We start from the raw sequence: 13980 nt of genomic DNA, 5'->3' as shown, positions 1-13980 counted from the left end.
TGAGCCTGCCTAACGACCACGCGCGATCGCGTCGATCCAGAAACGGGTGGACGGGTCTTGCTGGCTGGTCTGCGGCGCATCCAGCTCGCGCATGATGTTCTTGGCCAGCGCCTTGCCGAACTCCACGCCCCATTGGTCGAACGGGTTGATGCCCCAGATAACGCCTTGCGCGAAGACTTTGTGTTCGTACAAGGCCAGCAGCGCACCCAGGGTATAGGCCTCCAGGCGCGGCAGCACGATCAGCGACGACGGGCGGCCGCCCGGATGCACACGATGCTGCGCGAGCAGCCGCGCGCGCGCCGGATCGCTTTCCGTGGCCGAGGTTTCGGCCAGCGCCTCGTCGAAGGACTTGCCTCGCAGCAGCGCCGAACGCTGCGCCAGACAGTTGGCAATCAACAGTTCATGGTGGCGCGCATAGGCGTGGTCGGGCTGCTCGCAAAGAATGAAGTCCACCGGCGCGCCCATGGCGTCCTGGTGCAACCATTGAAAGAAGGTGTGCTGGCAGTCGGTGCCGGCCATGCCCCAGACGGAGGGGCCGGTCGGCACGCCGGTAGGGCTGCCGTCTTCGGTGGCGACCTTGCCCAGCGATTCCATTTCCAACTGCTGCGCCCAGGGCACCAGGTGAACCAGCCGCGAGTCGTAAGGCGCAATCACCAGCGAGTCATAGCCCAGCACGCTGCGGTTGACCACGCCGGCCAGCGCCAGTTGCAGCGGCGCGTTCTCTGCGTTGGGGGCAGTGCGAAAATGGTCGTCCATGGCCGCGGCGCCCGCCAGCAACTGATCGAATGCCTCGTTGCCCAAGGCCAGCGCAATCGGCAGGCCGATGGCGGACCACAGCGAATAACGGCCGCCAACCCAGTCCCAGATCTGGAAGATGTGGTCGGGCAATATGCCCAGGTTGAGCGCGGCTTCCACGTTGGCGGTGATCGCCACCACTTGCTTGATGGGGTCGGCCACGCCGGCGTCGCGCAGCCAGTTCATGGCTACTTCCGCATTGGCCAGCGGCTCGGTCGTGGTGAACGATTTGGACGCGACGATGACCAGCGTATCGTGCGGATCCAGCCGGCTCATGGCATCGGCGACGGAATGCGAATCCACGTTCGACGCAAAGCGCACTTCGCGCCGCGCGCCAGCATGACGCAGCGCACGGTTCACCAGGCGCGGCCCCCAATCGCTGCCGCCAATGCCCAGGTGCAGCACGTGGCCGTAGCGGTCGGCGCGGTCGGCCTCACGCACGAATTCGCGCAAGCGATCCCGTTCGGCCTGCACGGCATTGGCAACCGCGGCGGGCGGTTCGGTCGCGCGCAAGGCGGTGTGCCAGGCGGCGCGCCCCTCGGTCCAGTTGGCGTGGCCACCGTCAAACAGCGTGGCGCGGGCGGCGTCAAACTGCTGCTGCGCCAGCAGCGCTTCAGACGCTGCGTGCAAGGCGGGCGAGTGCGCCTGGGTGCTTAGGTCCAGGCGCAGGCCCGGCGCGTTGATCACCCTGAGTTGTTCACCGCGCAGGGGTGCGGCTTTGGCCGCCGCGGTGAATGCTTGCCAGGCTGGGCTGTTCGGTAGCGACATGAGTGGGTCAGAAGGGCAGTTTGGCTTCTGGCGCAAGCTTGCCCAATTCGCGGCGGAAGTCGGCCTGGATGCGTTGCAGGGCTTCGGCGTTCTCGGCTTCAAAACGCAGCACCACGACGGGCGTGGTGTTCGACGGGCGGGCCAAGCCAAAGCCGTCGGCGTATTCGGCGCGCACACCGTCGATGGTGATGACACGCTTGGCGTCGGCGAACTGCCCCTGTTCCTGCAAGGCTTTGACCAGTGTGAACGGCTGGCCTTCTTCCATTTCCAGCTTCAGCTCGGGCGTGGAAACGTCTTGCGGCAGGGCTTCCAGGGGCGCGCAGGCATCGGCTTCGCGCGACACGATTTCCAGCAAACGCGCGCCGGTGTACAGGCCGTCGTCAAAGCCGTACCAGCGTTCCTTGAAGAAAATGTGGCCGCTCATTTCGCCGGCCAGGGGCGCGCCGGTTTCGGCCAGCTTGGCCTTGACCAGCGAATGGCCGGTTTTCCACATCAGCGGCACCCCGCCCGCGGCTTGCACGGACAGGCCCACGTGGCGGCTGCACTTGACGTCGTAGATGATGGTGGCGCCGGGGTTGCGGTCCAGCACATCGCGCGCGAACAGCACCAGTTGGCGGTCGGGCCAGATGATCTGGCCCGATTTCGTGACCACGCCCAGACGGTCGCCATCGCCGTCGAACGCCAAGCCCAGTTCGCAGTCGGTCTCGGCCACGCACTTGATGAGGTCTTGCAGGTTCTTGGGTTCGGCGGGGTCGGGGTGATGGTTGGGGAAGGTGCCGTCCACTTCGCAGAACAGTTCGGTGACTTCGCAGCCCAGCGCGCGGAAAAGTTGCGGGGCCACCGCGCCAGCCACGCCGTTGCCGCAGTCGATCGCGATTTTCATGGGGCGGGCCAGCTTCACGCCGGAGGCCACGCGCGCGATATAGGCGGCCACCAGGTCCAGCTGGCGGCGCACGCCGGGGCGTTCGGCCGGGGCCGGGCTCGCGCCGTTCATGGCGGCGCCCAAGGCCAGCACGTCTTCGCCATACAGAGCGCGGCCGCCCATCATCATCTTGAAGCCGTTGTACTTGGGCGGGTTGTGGCTGCCGGTGATGGCCACGCCGGACCCGGTCTGCATGATGTTCGCGGCAAAGTACACCAGCGGCGTCGGCACCATGCCCACGTCCAGCGTGTCTACCCCGCCTTCCTGCATGCCTTCCTGCAAGGCGTCGGACAGCATTTCGCTGCTCAGGCGGCCGTCGCGGCCCACGACCAGGGTCTGCACGCCTTCGTCGCGTGCGCGCGCGGCCAGCGCCACGCCCAGGGCGCGCGCAAACGTCGCGTCGATCAGGTCCGGCACCGTGCCGCGAATGTCATAAGCCTTGAAGACGGAAGCGGGAAATTGCGTGTTGTTGTTACCCACGACGATTCCTTGAGTAGGGGAGTTGCAGCGCCAGTTCTGATTGGGCTAGTGGTAAACCCGTATATCAAAACCCACCGGGGTTAAGCATCAAAAGTGAATTATCCCCCATCGGCGCATGGCCCTCATCCGACGGGAGCCGTAGAGCGTCTTGGGGGTGGCGCCCGCCCTGGATTGGTGCGTAGCACGTGGCGTGCCGCCTTGATCCGGTGCGCGTCGGAAGGGGGGACGGGGCCGCGCCGGGGGCCGCGCGCATGGCACACAATTTGCTCGTCATCCGAAGGTGATACGCTTGCGCTGCAAGCAGAATGACAGGAGGGGCCATGGGTGCCAAAGTTTCTACTGTGATGTCATCGGGGCGCGCCACCAGCCGGCGCGGTCCTCCCACGGACTACGCCGGGCCGGGCGCTGGCCAGGAACGCCGGCTTGATATCCATGTATTCGTCTCCGAGACGGGCCAAATGGTCGCTGGCCGCGCGTGGGAACGCTGCGTCTGGCGCGAGGCCCGTGTGTTGATCGCCGAATGTCCCGCTCCGCATCTGCCGGCTTCCATCGAAGCCGCCTTGCGCGGCGTCGCCACCGAGGTCGCACGCGACCGTGGCTGGCAGGGTACCGGCGCCGTGGCCTTTTCCCTGGATGACCGCAGCGGCGTGTTCCGCGTGATCAGCGCCGACGTGCAGCCCCACGCCGGCGCCATCGCGGCCAGCCCCGACGCCCTGGGCGCCCACGCCTTGGAAATGCGCATCGACGGCTGCGTTGACCGCCGCCTGCCTTGCACCCGACTGCTGGTGTATGGCGCCACCCGCGGCGAGGCCTTGCGCCGCGCCTACCGCGCGCTGTCCGAAATGCCCGGCCCGGCCGGCATCGACCGCGCATTCCTGATGAACCGCATCGCCTCCCGAGCGTATTGCTCGGGCCTGACCGGCACTCGGCTCGACCAGGCCGTCGGCTAGCGCGGCGCTTTCAGCCCGCGCGATTCCGCCCCTACAATAGCCCGCACATCCCCATACCCAAGCCTGGGCGCGTCCCAGGCCATTTTTGTGCGGCGCCTATGACATTGCTGAGCGATCTACAGTCCCTCCTGGGTTTTGCCCATGTGCTGACCGGCGAGGACGCCGAGTCTTATGTGCTGGACTGGCGCCGCCGTTACCGTGGCTCGGCGCTGGCGGTGATACGACCGGGTTCCACGCAGGAAGTGGCCGACGCCGTGAAGCTTTGCCTGCACCATGGCGTGCCGGTGGTGCCGCAGGGCGGCAACACGGGCCTGTGCGGTGGCGCCACGCCCGACGACACCGGCCGCGCCGTGGTGCTGTCCACGGCCCGCCTGACCGCGGTGCGCAACCTGGACACCGACAACGACACCATCACCGTGGAAGCGGGCTGCATCCTGCAAGCGCTGCAGGAAGCCGCCGCGGGCGCCAACCGACTGTTCCCCTTGAGCCTGGCCGCCGAAGGCAGTTGCACCATAGGCGGCAACCTGGCTACCAATGCCGGCGGCACGCAGGTGCTGCGCTACGGCAACACGCGCGACCTGACGCTGGGCCTGGAAGTGGTGACGGCGGAAGGCGAGATCTGGGACGGGCTGCGCGGCCTGCGCAAGGACAACACCGGGTACGACCTGCGCGACCTGTACATCGGCAGCGAAGGCACGCTGGGCATCATCACCGCCGCCACGCTGAAACTGTTTCCCCGGCCAGTCGCTTCCTGCACCGCGTTGCTGACGCTGGACACCATCGACCAGGCGGTGGAAGTGCTGTCACGCGCGCGCGCCGGTTTCGGCGCGGCGCTGACGGGCTTCGAACTCATGAGCAACGCCTGCCTGCAAGGGGTGGTGCGCCTGTTCCCGCAACAGCGCCTGCCTTTCGAGGGCGACTCCGCCGAATCCCCCTGGTTCGCGCTGCTGGAATTGTCCGATAGCGAAAGCGAGGCGCACGCGCGTGACCGCTTTGAAGCCGTATTGGGCGAGGCCATCGACGCCGGCCTGATCCACGACGCCGCCATTGCCGCCAATGTGTCGCAAAGCAAGGCGCTGTGGCATCTGCGCGAAAGCATTCCGCTGGCCGAAGCCGAGCTGGGCAAGTCGGTCAAGCACGACGTGTCCATTCCCATTTCGTCCATCGCCGGCTTCGTGCACAAGACCAATGCCTTGTTGCAGGCGCGCTTTCCAGGCGTGCGCCACGTCATCTTCGGCCATCTGGGCGATGGCAACCTGCATTACAACGTGGCCAACGCACCCGGCCAGACCGAAGCCGAACTGCTGGCGCTGCAAAGCGAAATCTATGGCGTGGTGCACGACAGCGTGCACGCGCACCATGGCTCCATCAGTGCCGAGCACGGGGTCGGGCAGCTCAAGCGCGACGAGTTGCCGCGCTATAAAAGCCCGGTTGAATTGGCGCTGATGCGCCGGATCAAGCGTGCGCTGGATCCACAAGGGCTGATGAACCCGGGCAAGGTGCTGCAAGCCTAGCGCTTGCCGGCGCCGGACTCGCGTTCAATCCAAACGGAGCGTCAACCATGGCAGTCAGCCCCGCGGCGGGTGCGAATTACCGGGTGCTGATTGTCGAAGACGATCACATCATTGCCGGCAACCTGTATTCCTTCCTGGAAGTTCGCGGGTTCCTGCCGGACGTCGCGTACACCGGCCACGCCGCGCTGGCGAGCGTCAAGGCGCAGCGCTTCGATGCCTTGATCCTGGACATCGGCTTGCCGGGCATGGACGGCAATGCGGTGCTGCATGCGCTGCGCAACGACATGCGCGCGGATGTGCCGGTGCTGATGCTGACCGCGCGCGACAGCCTTGAAGACAAGCTCACGGGCTTCTCGCATGGCGCCGACGACTACCTGACCAAGCCCTTCGCCCTGCTGGAAGTCGAGGCCCGGCTGCTGGCGCTGATTCAGCGCGCCAAGGGGGCCACGGTGGATGCGGTACGTGTGTTCGGCCCGCTGCAATACGACACGCGCGGCCGTGGCGTGTTGGTCAATGGCCAGCCCGTGCACCTGACGCGCAAGGCAAGCCTGATCATGGACGCGCTGATGCGCGACCCGGGCCGCGTGGTGGCCCGCGAAGAACTGGAATCCCTGCTGTGGGGCAACGAGCCGCCGTCGTCCGACGCGTTGCGCAGCCAGGTGCACCTGCTGCGCCGCGCCTTGGCCGATGCCGGATTCGACGGCATCGAAACCCTGCACGGCACCGGCTGGCGCCTGACACTAAACGGGGCCGCCGCATGACGCGCGCGGCGGGCGGCACGCTGACCCAGCGGGTCGTCTGGGCGCTGACCGGAACGGTGGCGCTGTTCGTGACCGCACTGGCCCTGCTGGCCTATCTGACGTTCGACCAGATGGAAGATGACCTGGTCAACGACATCCTCAACACCGAAATGGACCGGCTGGTGCAGCATGCCCGCGCCAGCGACGAGTTCATGCCGCGTCAGGGCGTCCGTGAACTGGGCGGCTCGATGCGCGCCTGGATGAGTGTGGACGGGCAACGTCCCCCCGGCATCCCCGACGAGGTGCAGGGGCTGGACAACGGCCTGCACCTGATCGAACCGGGCGCCTATACCTGGCACGTCATGGTGGCCGATACGGGCCGCGGCAAGGTGTATTTGCTGTACGACGCCACCGATAACGAAGAGCGGGTTCACGATTTCGGCCTGATCGTGCTGGGCGTGGGCGCCATCTGCGTGCTGGGCGCCTATGCCTTGTCGCGGCGGGTGGCGGCGGTGGCGGTGGGGCCCTTGCTGGATTTGACCGACCGGCTGGCAACCTGGGCCCCCGGCGCGCCCGACATGGCCGTCACCCGCGACGACGAGGCCGGCCGCCTGATCGAAGCTTTCAACCGCGTGCAGAACCAGGTGGACCGGTCCATCGCGCGTGAGCGCGAGTTTGCCGGCAATCTCAGCCACGAAATCCGCACGCCGCTGGCTGCCATCCGTTCCGACAGTGAGTTGATGCTGCTGACCCAATCGCTGACGCCAGACCAGCACCAGCGTTTGACGCGCGTGGTGGACAACGTGGACGACGTGATCGTCTGCCTGGAAAGCGCCCGCGCGATGGCGCGCGATCAGTTGCTGCCGCCCGCGCCGGTGGATATTGGCGTCTGCATGGATGACGCCTGGCGCGGCTACGAGGCCCAGGCCGGGCTGGCGCACTTGCGCTTCGACAATCAGATCGGCCCCGGCCACGTGCTGACCCTGGACCGCTACGCGCTCTTGACCGTGTTGCGAAACCTGGTGCGCAATGCGGTCGAGCACGCCGCCCCGGCCACGCTCACGGTTCGGTTTCACGCGCCCGGCGTGCTTGATTTGCGCGACGACGGCAAGGGCATTGCGGCGGACGATCTGCCGTTCCTGTTCCGCCGCTACTACAGCGGGCGCATGCGCGACTCGGGCGCCGCCGAGCAGCATGAGGCCGCGCGTGGCCTGGGCCTGGCGATCGCCAAGCGCGTCTGCGACATGCAAGGCTGGCTGCTGACGGTAGAGTCTTCTCAGGCACCCGCGTCGCGCGGGACGCGGTTCCTGCTGCGGTTTGACGCCTATTCCAGTACTGCCGAGCCAAGCGCGCCGACGCAAATTTGACGAATTTTCGACCTTCGACCGGCTACGCTCTGCGCTTGCCTTCGAACCGTTCCTCGTCGACGCTCCCCATGCCATCCCCTTTGCCGCCCGCAGCGCGCGCGCCCACGCTTGCCTGGTACTCATGCAGCCAACTCATCGGCGTGACCGTGGCGTTGGCGGCCGTCTCATGGTGGGCCAATGTGTCGGGTCTGGACCTGCGCATCGCGCACGCGCTGTTCAACCCGGCGCTGGACAACTTTCCCTTGCGCGCGAACCGTCTGCTGGAGCTGTTGGGCCATCGCCTGGTGCTGGTGCTGCCCATCGGCGTGGCCCTGGGCGCCGCGGGCGTGGTGGCCGCCAGTTTCCGTGTGCCGTCGTGGCGCAGGTGGCGCGGGCCGGCATTGGCATTGGCGGCGACCTGCCTTGTCGGTCAGTTGTTGGTGAATCAGATCAAGCACTACACGACCTTGCCGCGTCCTTACGACCTGGATACGTTAGGGGGCTATACGCCTTACCCGCTGCGTTGGTGGACTTGGGCGCGCGCACAGGCGGGGGGCGCCCTGCCGAGCGGGCACGCGGGCGCGGGCTATTCGATGCTGACGCTTTACTTTGCCGGCTGGGCGCTTAACCGGCCGTCGTGGCGCTGGTGGGGCCTGGCGGTGGGTATGTCGGCCGGGGTCTTGTTTTCGATGGTGCGCATCCTGCAAGGCGCGCATTTCCTGAGTCAGACGCTGTGGTCCGCCACGTTGCTGTGGTTTCTTGCGGCGCTGTTCTTCCTTCCGGTCATCGTGGGACGGGCCGGTGCGAACGGCCCATCCCCGTCGTCGCTCGCTCATTCAAGCAGCACGCCAGGCAGCCACAGAGAAAACGCCGGTACGTAAGTCACCAGCGCCAACGCGGCCAGCAACGCGCCGTAGAACGGCCATATCGTGCGCATCACCGTCCCCACGGATACCCCGCCGATGGCGCACCCCACAAACTGGGTGGTGCCCACCGGTGGCGTATTCAATCCCAGCGCGCAGTTCAGCAGAATCACGATGCCGAACTGCACCGGGCCCATTCCATACTGCATGCAGATCGGCAGGAAGATCGGCGTGCAGATGAGGATGGTGGCGGCCATGTCCAGGAAGGTGCCCAGCACGAACAGGATGATGTTGACCATCAGGAAGATGGCCCACGGGCTGGTCGAGATCGAGGCCATCAGTTGGCCCGTTTTTTCGGCCACGCCGTAGAAGCTGATCAGATAGCCGAAAGTGGCCGAAATGCCGATCAGCAGCAGCACTACGCCCGTCGTCTTGACTGCCTTGCTGGCGGCGCGCACGAACTGGTCCCAGGTCAACGAGCGGTAGACGAACACCGTCAGCGCCAAGGCATACAACACCGCCACCGCCGCCGATTCCGTTGCCGTGAACACGCCGCTGAGTATCCCGGTGATGATCAGCACTACCACGAACAGCCCGGGTGTCGCAGCCACCAGCGAACGCAGCACGATGTGCCAGCCCGGGAACGTGCCGGCGGGATAGCCCCGGCTGCGCGCCACGAAATACGCGGCGGCCAGATTGCACAGCGTCAGGATCAACGCCGGCACGACCCCCGCCGCGATCAACGCGGCAATGGATACTTTGCCGCCCGCCGCCAAGGTGTAGATGATGATGTTGTGGCTGGTCGGCATCAGCGCGCCCACCAGCGCCGCGTGGGTCGTGACGTTGACGGCGTAGTCGGCGTGATAGCCCTCGCGCTTCATCATCGGAATCATCACCGAGCCCATGGCGGACACGTCCGCCACCGGCGAGCCCGACACGCCGCCGAACAGCGTGCAGGCCACCACGTTGGACATGCCCAACCCGCCGCGCACATGGCCCACCAGCGACTTGGCGAAATTGACGATGCGCTCGGCGATGCCGCCATACAGCATCAGCTCGCCCGTGAAGATGAAGAAGGGAATGGCCAGAAACGAAAACGCGTTCATGCCCGACGTCATCTGCTGGAACGCCACCGCCAGTGGCAGGTCCTCGACCATGATCGCGGTGAGAGACGACAAACCGATGGCAAAGGCCACCGGCACGCCGATCACCAGGAACCCCATGAACGTAAACGAAAGCAGTGTCAGCGCCATGCTGGTACCACCTTATGGTTGCGCAGGATGGCGATGATGTGCTCAAGCGAAAAGAGCGCGATCAAGGTGCCCGACAGGGTTGCGGGGACGTACTTCCAGGCGTTCGAGATACCCAGGTTGGGAATCTTGTAGGCGTGTACCGATTCTGCCAGCACGCCGCAATTCCAGGCCATCAACACGCCAAACAGCAGCACCAGCAGATGGATGACAATGCGCAGCCGCCGTTGTCCGCGCGCGGGCAGCGCGTCCAGCAGCAGCTCGAAGCCGATATGCCCGGCGTCGCGCACGCCGACCGCCGCACCCAGCATGGTGACGTACAACACCAGCAGCAGCGACAGGCTTTCGGCCCAGGTGGGCGTGCTGTTGAGCACGTGGCGGCCGAAGATCTGCAAACTGACCGCGATGATCAGGCAGACCAGCCCGAACACGCTGGTCCACATGCAGGCCCGCGCCAGCATGGCGCAGCCGCGCGTGTAGGCGTCCAGCGGACCGGCCAGGGCTTGCGCCCGGCCATCCTCCGCTACGTGGGTGTGATTCGTGGGTGTAGCCAACATGTCGCCCTCACTGAACAGCCTGGATCTTCGCGACCAGGTCTTTCATTTCGGGCGTGGTCACGAAGCGGTCGTACACCGGCTTCATCGCACCCTGGAACGACGCCTTGTCCACCGTCACGATCTGCGATCCGGCTTTCTCGACCACGGCGCGCGACTTCTGTTCGCGCTCGTCCCACAGCTTGCGCATGAACGGCACCGATTCGCGTGCCGCCTCGCGCAGGATCTTCTGATCCTCGGGCGCAAGCTTGTCCCATTGGCGCTTGGAGAAAATCAGAATCTCCGGCGTCATGGTGTGCTCGGTCATGGAGTAGTACTTGGCGACTTCGTAGTGGTGCGCGCTTTCGTAGCTGGGGAAATTGTTTTCGGCCGCATCCACCAGCCCGGTCTTCAACGACGTATAGACCTCGCCCATCGGCATGGGCGTGGCATTGCCGCCCATGGCCTCGACCATGGCGACGGACAGGTCCGACTGCTGTACGCGAATCTTCATGCCCTTGGCATCGGCCAGCGTCTTGACGGGCTTGTCGCGCGTGTACATGGACCGCGAACCGCTGTCATACCAGGCCAGGCCGACAAAGCCGGCGGCCTCGCAAGAGCGCAGGATCTGATCGCCGATCTCGCTGTCCAGCACCTTGTGCAGATGTTCTTTCGAGCGGAACAGGAACGGCAGCGATGGCACCCGCGTGGTCTGGCAGATGTTGTGCATGGCGGCGCTGGACACGCGCGCCATGGCCAGGGCGCCCAGCTTTACCTGTTCGATCGAATCGTCTTCATTGCCCAGCGAGCCGCCCGCGTAGACCTTGACGGTGATGCGGCCGTTGGTGCGTTGCTTGACCAGTTCGCCGAACTGGCGCACGGCTTGCACGGTGGGATAGTCGTCGGGATGGATGTCGGCGGATCGCAGCTCGGCCGCGTTGGCAAGGGGGACCAGCGTCAGCAAGGCAACCGCCGCCAAAATGGCGCGGGTCAGGGTGGGGCGCAGCATGTCTACCTCCGGTTGGAGTACGGCGTTTCGTTATGGGCCAGGACGGCCTCGAAGCTCTTCGTGTACAGACCTGTGTTGCGTGGGGCGCGGCACCGCCGCCCCGGTCGGGTGCTAGCCGGCGCTGGCGGTTTCCTCCAGGCCCCGCGCGCCGGGACGCAGGGCGAACAACGCGCCGTCCAAGGCGCCGGGGGCGGCGTCGGCGGGGCGTATCGACGTGATGAAAAGCGTGTCCATGCCCGCGCCGCCGAAGGCGCACATGGCGACCTTGCGGGCGGGAACGACGTAGGTCTGGTCCAGCCGGCCATCGGGCGTGTAGCGATAGACGCGGCCCGCGTCGTTGCCGCAGATCCAATAGCCGCCGTCCGCGTCAACGGCGGCGCCATCGGGGCGGCCGGCGGGCAGGGCAGGGATGAAGGGGCGGCGATTGTGGGGTGTGCCGCTGTCCACGTCGTAATCAAACGCCCAGACCATGGCGCGCGACGGGTGGGAGTCGGACAGGTACATCGTCTTGCCGTCCGGGCTGAAGGCCAGGCCGTTGGGCACGATCAGGTCGTCCAGCAGCACCGCTAGCCTGTTTTCGCTGGCGTCATGGCGATACAGGCGGCCGGCCGCTTGCGCCCGGCCCATGTCCATCACCATGGTGCCCGCCAGGAAGCGGCCTTGCCGGTCGCAGCGGCCGTCGTTGAAGCGCATGTGGGCGGCCGTGTGCGTGACGCCGGCCAGCAGGCGAGGCTGGCACGGCGTATCGGGCAGCAGCGCGTCGCAGGTGTACACCCCATCTTCCATCGCCAGCAACCAGCCCGCGCCGCGCATGGCGATGCAGCCCGCCATCTGGGGCAGCGACCAAAGCGCGAATTCGCCGCTGGCGGGCGACCAGCGCCACAGCGTTTTATTCGGGATGTCGGTCCAGGTGAATGTCTGGTCGCTGGCGCGCCATACCGGGCTTTCTCCGACGCCGCACAGCATGTCTCCAACGCGTTCGGCGCATGTGGGCATGGCGGCGCCTACTTGGAGGTGTTGGCGGGAAAGGGAAACGGGCCAGCCTTGACGAACGCGCCGCCCTGATACCGGGCGGCGGGGTCGTCGGCGGGCAGCGGCGGCTGCGCTTCCACCTGCGCGCGAAAGCGCTCGGAAGAGTCCTTGGGCACAAAGCCCAGCACCTTCGCCGCATCGTCGCGCCACCAGCTATCGCGGTTGGCGGAGGCGCCGTAGACGATCAGATGCCCGACGCCGGGTGTGAACAGCGCGCGCGTGATCAGGTCGGTCAGGTCGTCATAGCTGAGCCAGGTGATCAGCATGCGGCGATCCTTGGGCGCAGGAAATGACGAGCCGATGCGCAGGCACACGGTTTCGATGCCGTAGCGGTCGAAGTAAAAGCGCGACAGGTGCTCTCCGTAGGCTTTGGACAGGCCGTAGTAGCCGTCGGGCCGCAACGGCACGTCGGCGTCCAACTGCTGGCCCTGTTCGTAAAAGCCGATGACGTGGTTGGAACTGGCGAACACCACGCGCCGCACGCCATGCACGCGGGCGGCTTCGTAGAGGTTGTAGACGCCCTGGATGTTGGCGGGCAGGATGTCTTCGAACGGGCGTTCGACCGACACGCCGCCCAGGTGCACGATGGCGTCCACGCCCTGCACCAGCGATGACACGGCGGCGGCGTCGGCCAGATCGCACGGCATGGTTTCTTCGCCCTCACCCGCGGGGCCCAAGGGCGCCACGTCGGAAACGCGCAGTACCTTGGCGTGGGGTTTGAGTCGGGGACGCAGCACTTGCCCCAGGCCGCCGGCGGCGCCGGTCAGTAGTAGACGCTGGCAGCGGGTGGTCGCTGGCGGCGGGTTGACGGTTCTGCTCATGTCGCAACGCTCGGTGAAAGGTGCGGAGTGGGAACGTATCTGGTACGTTGTCGTACAACGTGCGCAAAGTATAATTAGCCCCAAATTTCAGCGTCAAGCTTTTGTACTCATTTTCGGATTAACCCTGATGAACGCTCCTGTCGCTACTCCTGTCTTGCCGCAGCGTCGTCCCCGGAACTTGGCTCAAGGCTTGGTCGAGAGCATCTCCGAACGCATCCGCAGCGGCGAAATCCGCCCTGGCGACAAGCTACCCACCGAGTCCGAGATCATGCGTCAGTTTGGCGTCAGCCGAACCGTCGTGCGCGAGGCGCTGTCGCGCTTGCAGGCATCGGGTCTGGTCGAAACGCATCACGGCGTGGGCACCTATGCGCTGGAACCCAGCGGCAGTGTCGACTTCCGGGTTGACCCCGCCGACATCGCCACGGTGCGCGACGTGCTGGTGCTGCTTGAGCTGCGTATCTGCCTGGAAAGCGAGGCCGCGGGCCTGGCCGCCATTCGGCGCAGCGACGTGCAGTTGCAGGAAATGCGCCGCGCGCTGGATCTTTTCAAAAGCGCATTGGACGTGGGCGGCGACACCATCACGCCCGACTTCCAGTTTCATCTGTTGGTGGCGCAGTCCACCGACAACCGCTATTTCGCGGACCTGATGTCGCATCTGGGTTCGGCGATCATCCCACGCACCCGCATCAATTCCGCCAAGTTCGCGCATGAAGATCGCGCGGCCTATCTGGCGCGTGTGAATCTGGAACACGAAGACATCTACAGCGCGATCATGCGCCAGGACGCGGAAGCCGCGCGCGCCGCCATGCGCACGCACCTGAGCAACAGCCGCGAACGGCTGCGCCGCGCGCAATAACTCGACAGGCCGGCCTGGCTTGCGTGTTGTTGAAATACGATGTCGTACAACGTTTGGCCGTTGCGATCGCGCCGCGTCGACTGAAAAACCGCGTTAATCTT

13 protein-coding genes are annotated in these 13980 nt (G+C 66.0%); 6 read left to right on the top strand and 7 right to left on the bottom strand.

All coding sequences use genetic code 11. From position 1 onward, the window contains the following. Nucleotides 1–9 precede the first annotated feature (9 nt). Together pgi and P8T11_RS15460 are read right to left on the bottom strand one after the other, a co-directional pair. The gene (gene pgi, locus P8T11_RS15465; RefSeq protein ID WP_268081130.1) at nt 10–1563 is read right to left on the bottom strand and encodes a glucose-6-phosphate isomerase; all 1554 of its coding nucleotides are present in this window, start codon (nt 1561–1563) and stop codon (nt 10–12) included. A gap of 7 nt (nt 1564–1570) precedes the next feature. Next, nucleotides 1571–2965 (bottom strand): phosphomannomutase/phosphoglucomutase, encoded by a 1395-nt coding sequence (locus tag P8T11_RS15460; protein WP_259250295.1) that lies wholly within the window; start codon nt 2963–2965, stop codon nt 1571–1573. Nucleotides 2966–3285: 320 nt separating this feature from the next. Here P8T11_RS15460 and P8T11_RS15455 point away from each other — a divergent pair, with 320 nt between their 5' ends. The 5 genes from P8T11_RS15455 (at nt 3286) to P8T11_RS15435 (ending at nt 8396) form a co-directional block, all read left to right on the top strand. After that, the gene (locus tag P8T11_RS15455; RefSeq protein ID WP_418910298.1) at nt 3286–3915 is read left to right on the top strand and encodes a BPTD_3102 family carboxylase-like protein; all 630 of its coding nucleotides are present in this window, start codon (nt 3286–3288) and stop codon (nt 3913–3915) included. Nucleotides 3916–4013: 98 nt separating this feature from the next. Then, complete coding sequence (locus P8T11_RS15450; protein WP_268081131.1) at nt 4014–5429, top strand: FAD-binding oxidoreductase; 1416 nt, start codon at nt 4014–4016, stop codon at nt 5427–5429. 47 nt (nt 5430–5476) lie between these two features. Continuing rightward, nucleotides 5477–6190, top strand: coding sequence for a response regulator transcription factor (locus P8T11_RS15445; protein ID WP_268081132.1), 714 nt, complete (start codon nt 5477–5479; stop codon nt 6188–6190). Continuing rightward, the gene (locus tag P8T11_RS15440; protein ID WP_268081133.1) at nt 6187–7536 is read left to right on the top strand and encodes a sensor histidine kinase; all 1350 of its coding nucleotides are present in this window, start codon (nt 6187–6189) and stop codon (nt 7534–7536) included. The genes P8T11_RS15445 and P8T11_RS15440 overlap by 4 nt, the downstream gene beginning before the upstream one ends. A 68-nt stretch (nt 7537–7604) precedes the next feature. Then, nucleotides 7605–8396 (top strand): phosphatase PAP2 family protein, encoded by a 792-nt coding sequence (locus tag P8T11_RS15435; RefSeq protein ID WP_268081134.1) that lies wholly within the window; start codon nt 7605–7607, stop codon nt 8394–8396. Here the strand turns inward: P8T11_RS15435 and P8T11_RS15430 are convergent. The 5 genes from P8T11_RS15430 to P8T11_RS15410 all read right to left on the bottom strand — a co-directional run bounded on the left by P8T11_RS15430 (nt 8348) and on the right by P8T11_RS15410 (nt 13023). Beyond that, nucleotides 8348–9631, bottom strand: a complete 1284-nt coding sequence (locus P8T11_RS15430; RefSeq protein WP_268081135.1) for a TRAP transporter large permease — start codon at nt 9629–9631, stop codon at nt 8348–8350. The genes P8T11_RS15435 and P8T11_RS15430 overlap by 49 nt on opposite strands. Beyond that, nucleotides 9622–10185 carry a TRAP transporter small permease gene (locus P8T11_RS15425; protein ID WP_268081136.1) on the bottom strand — a complete coding sequence of 188 codons (564 nt, stop codon included), beginning with the start codon at nt 10183–10185 and terminating at the stop codon, nt 9622–9624. The genes P8T11_RS15430 and P8T11_RS15425 overlap by 10 nt, the downstream gene beginning before the upstream one ends. A gap of 7 nt (nt 10186–10192) precedes the next feature. Beyond that, complete coding sequence (locus tag P8T11_RS15420) at nt 10193–11170, bottom strand: TRAP transporter substrate-binding protein (RefSeq protein ID WP_268081137.1); 978 nt, start codon at nt 11168–11170, stop codon at nt 10193–10195. 111 nt (nt 11171–11281) lie between these two features. After that, nucleotides 11282–12166 (bottom strand): SMP-30/gluconolactonase/LRE family protein, encoded by an 885-nt coding sequence (locus tag P8T11_RS15415; RefSeq protein ID WP_268081138.1) that lies wholly within the window; start codon nt 12164–12166, stop codon nt 11282–11284. An 8-nt stretch (nt 12167–12174) separates the two neighbouring features. After that, the gene (locus P8T11_RS15410) at nt 12175–13023 is read right to left on the bottom strand and encodes an NAD-dependent epimerase/dehydratase family protein (RefSeq protein ID WP_268081139.1); all 849 of its coding nucleotides are present in this window, start codon (nt 13021–13023) and stop codon (nt 12175–12177) included. Nucleotides 13024–13150: 127 nt separating this feature from the next. Between P8T11_RS15410 and P8T11_RS15405 the strand changes: the two genes are divergently transcribed. Next, on the top strand, nt 13151–13879 hold the full coding sequence (locus tag P8T11_RS15405) for a FadR/GntR family transcriptional regulator (RefSeq protein WP_100854449.1): 729 nt from the start codon (nt 13151–13153) through the stop codon (nt 13877–13879). The last annotated feature ends 101 nt before the right edge of the window (nt 13880–13980 follow it).

Source organism: Achromobacter spanius, assembly GCF_029637605.1.
In the GTDB taxonomy this organism is placed as follows: domain Bacteria; phylum Pseudomonadota; class Gammaproteobacteria; order Burkholderiales; family Burkholderiaceae_B; genus Achromobacter; species Achromobacter spanius_E.
Note: the sequence above shows the minus strand (reverse complement) of the source record. Positions and strands in the feature narration are given on the sequence as shown.

Coding starts and splice junctions, on each gene's coding strand:
- pgi (WP_268081130.1), bottom strand. CDS start 1,563: ATGTCGCTACCGAACAGCCCAGCCTGGCAAGCATTCACCGCGGCGGCC.
- P8T11_RS15455 (WP_418910298.1), top strand. CDS start 3,286: ATGGGTGCCAAAGTTTCTACTGTGATGTCATCGGGGCGCGCCACCAGC.
- P8T11_RS15450 (WP_268081131.1), top strand. CDS start 4,014: ATGACATTGCTGAGCGATCTACAGTCCCTCCTGGGTTTTGCCCATGTG.
- P8T11_RS15445 (WP_268081132.1), top strand. CDS start 5,477: ATGGCAGTCAGCCCCGCGGCGGGTGCGAATTACCGGGTGCTGATTGTC.
- P8T11_RS15440 (WP_268081133.1), top strand. CDS start 6,187: ATGACGCGCGCGGCGGGCGGCACGCTGACCCAGCGGGTCGTCTGGGCG.
- P8T11_RS15435 (WP_268081134.1), top strand. CDS start 7,605: ATGCCATCCCCTTTGCCGCCCGCAGCGCGCGCGCCCACGCTTGCCTGG.
- P8T11_RS15430 (WP_268081135.1), bottom strand. CDS start 9,631: ATGGCGCTGACACTGCTTTCGTTTACGTTCATGGGGTTCCTGGTGATC.
- P8T11_RS15425 (WP_268081136.1), bottom strand. CDS start 10,185: ATGTTGGCTACACCCACGAATCACACCCACGTAGCGGAGGATGGCCGG.
- P8T11_RS15420 (WP_268081137.1), bottom strand. CDS start 11,170: ATGCTGCGCCCCACCCTGACCCGCGCCATTTTGGCGGCGGTTGCCTTG.
- P8T11_RS15415 (WP_268081138.1), bottom strand. CDS start 12,166: ATGCCCACATGCGCCGAACGCGTTGGAGACATGCTGTGCGGCGTCGGA.
- P8T11_RS15410 (WP_268081139.1), bottom strand. CDS start 13,023: ATGAGCAGAACCGTCAACCCGCCGCCAGCGACCACCCGCTGCCAGCGT.
- P8T11_RS15405 (WP_100854449.1), top strand. CDS start 13,151: ATGAACGCTCCTGTCGCTACTCCTGTCTTGCCGCAGCGTCGTCCCCGG.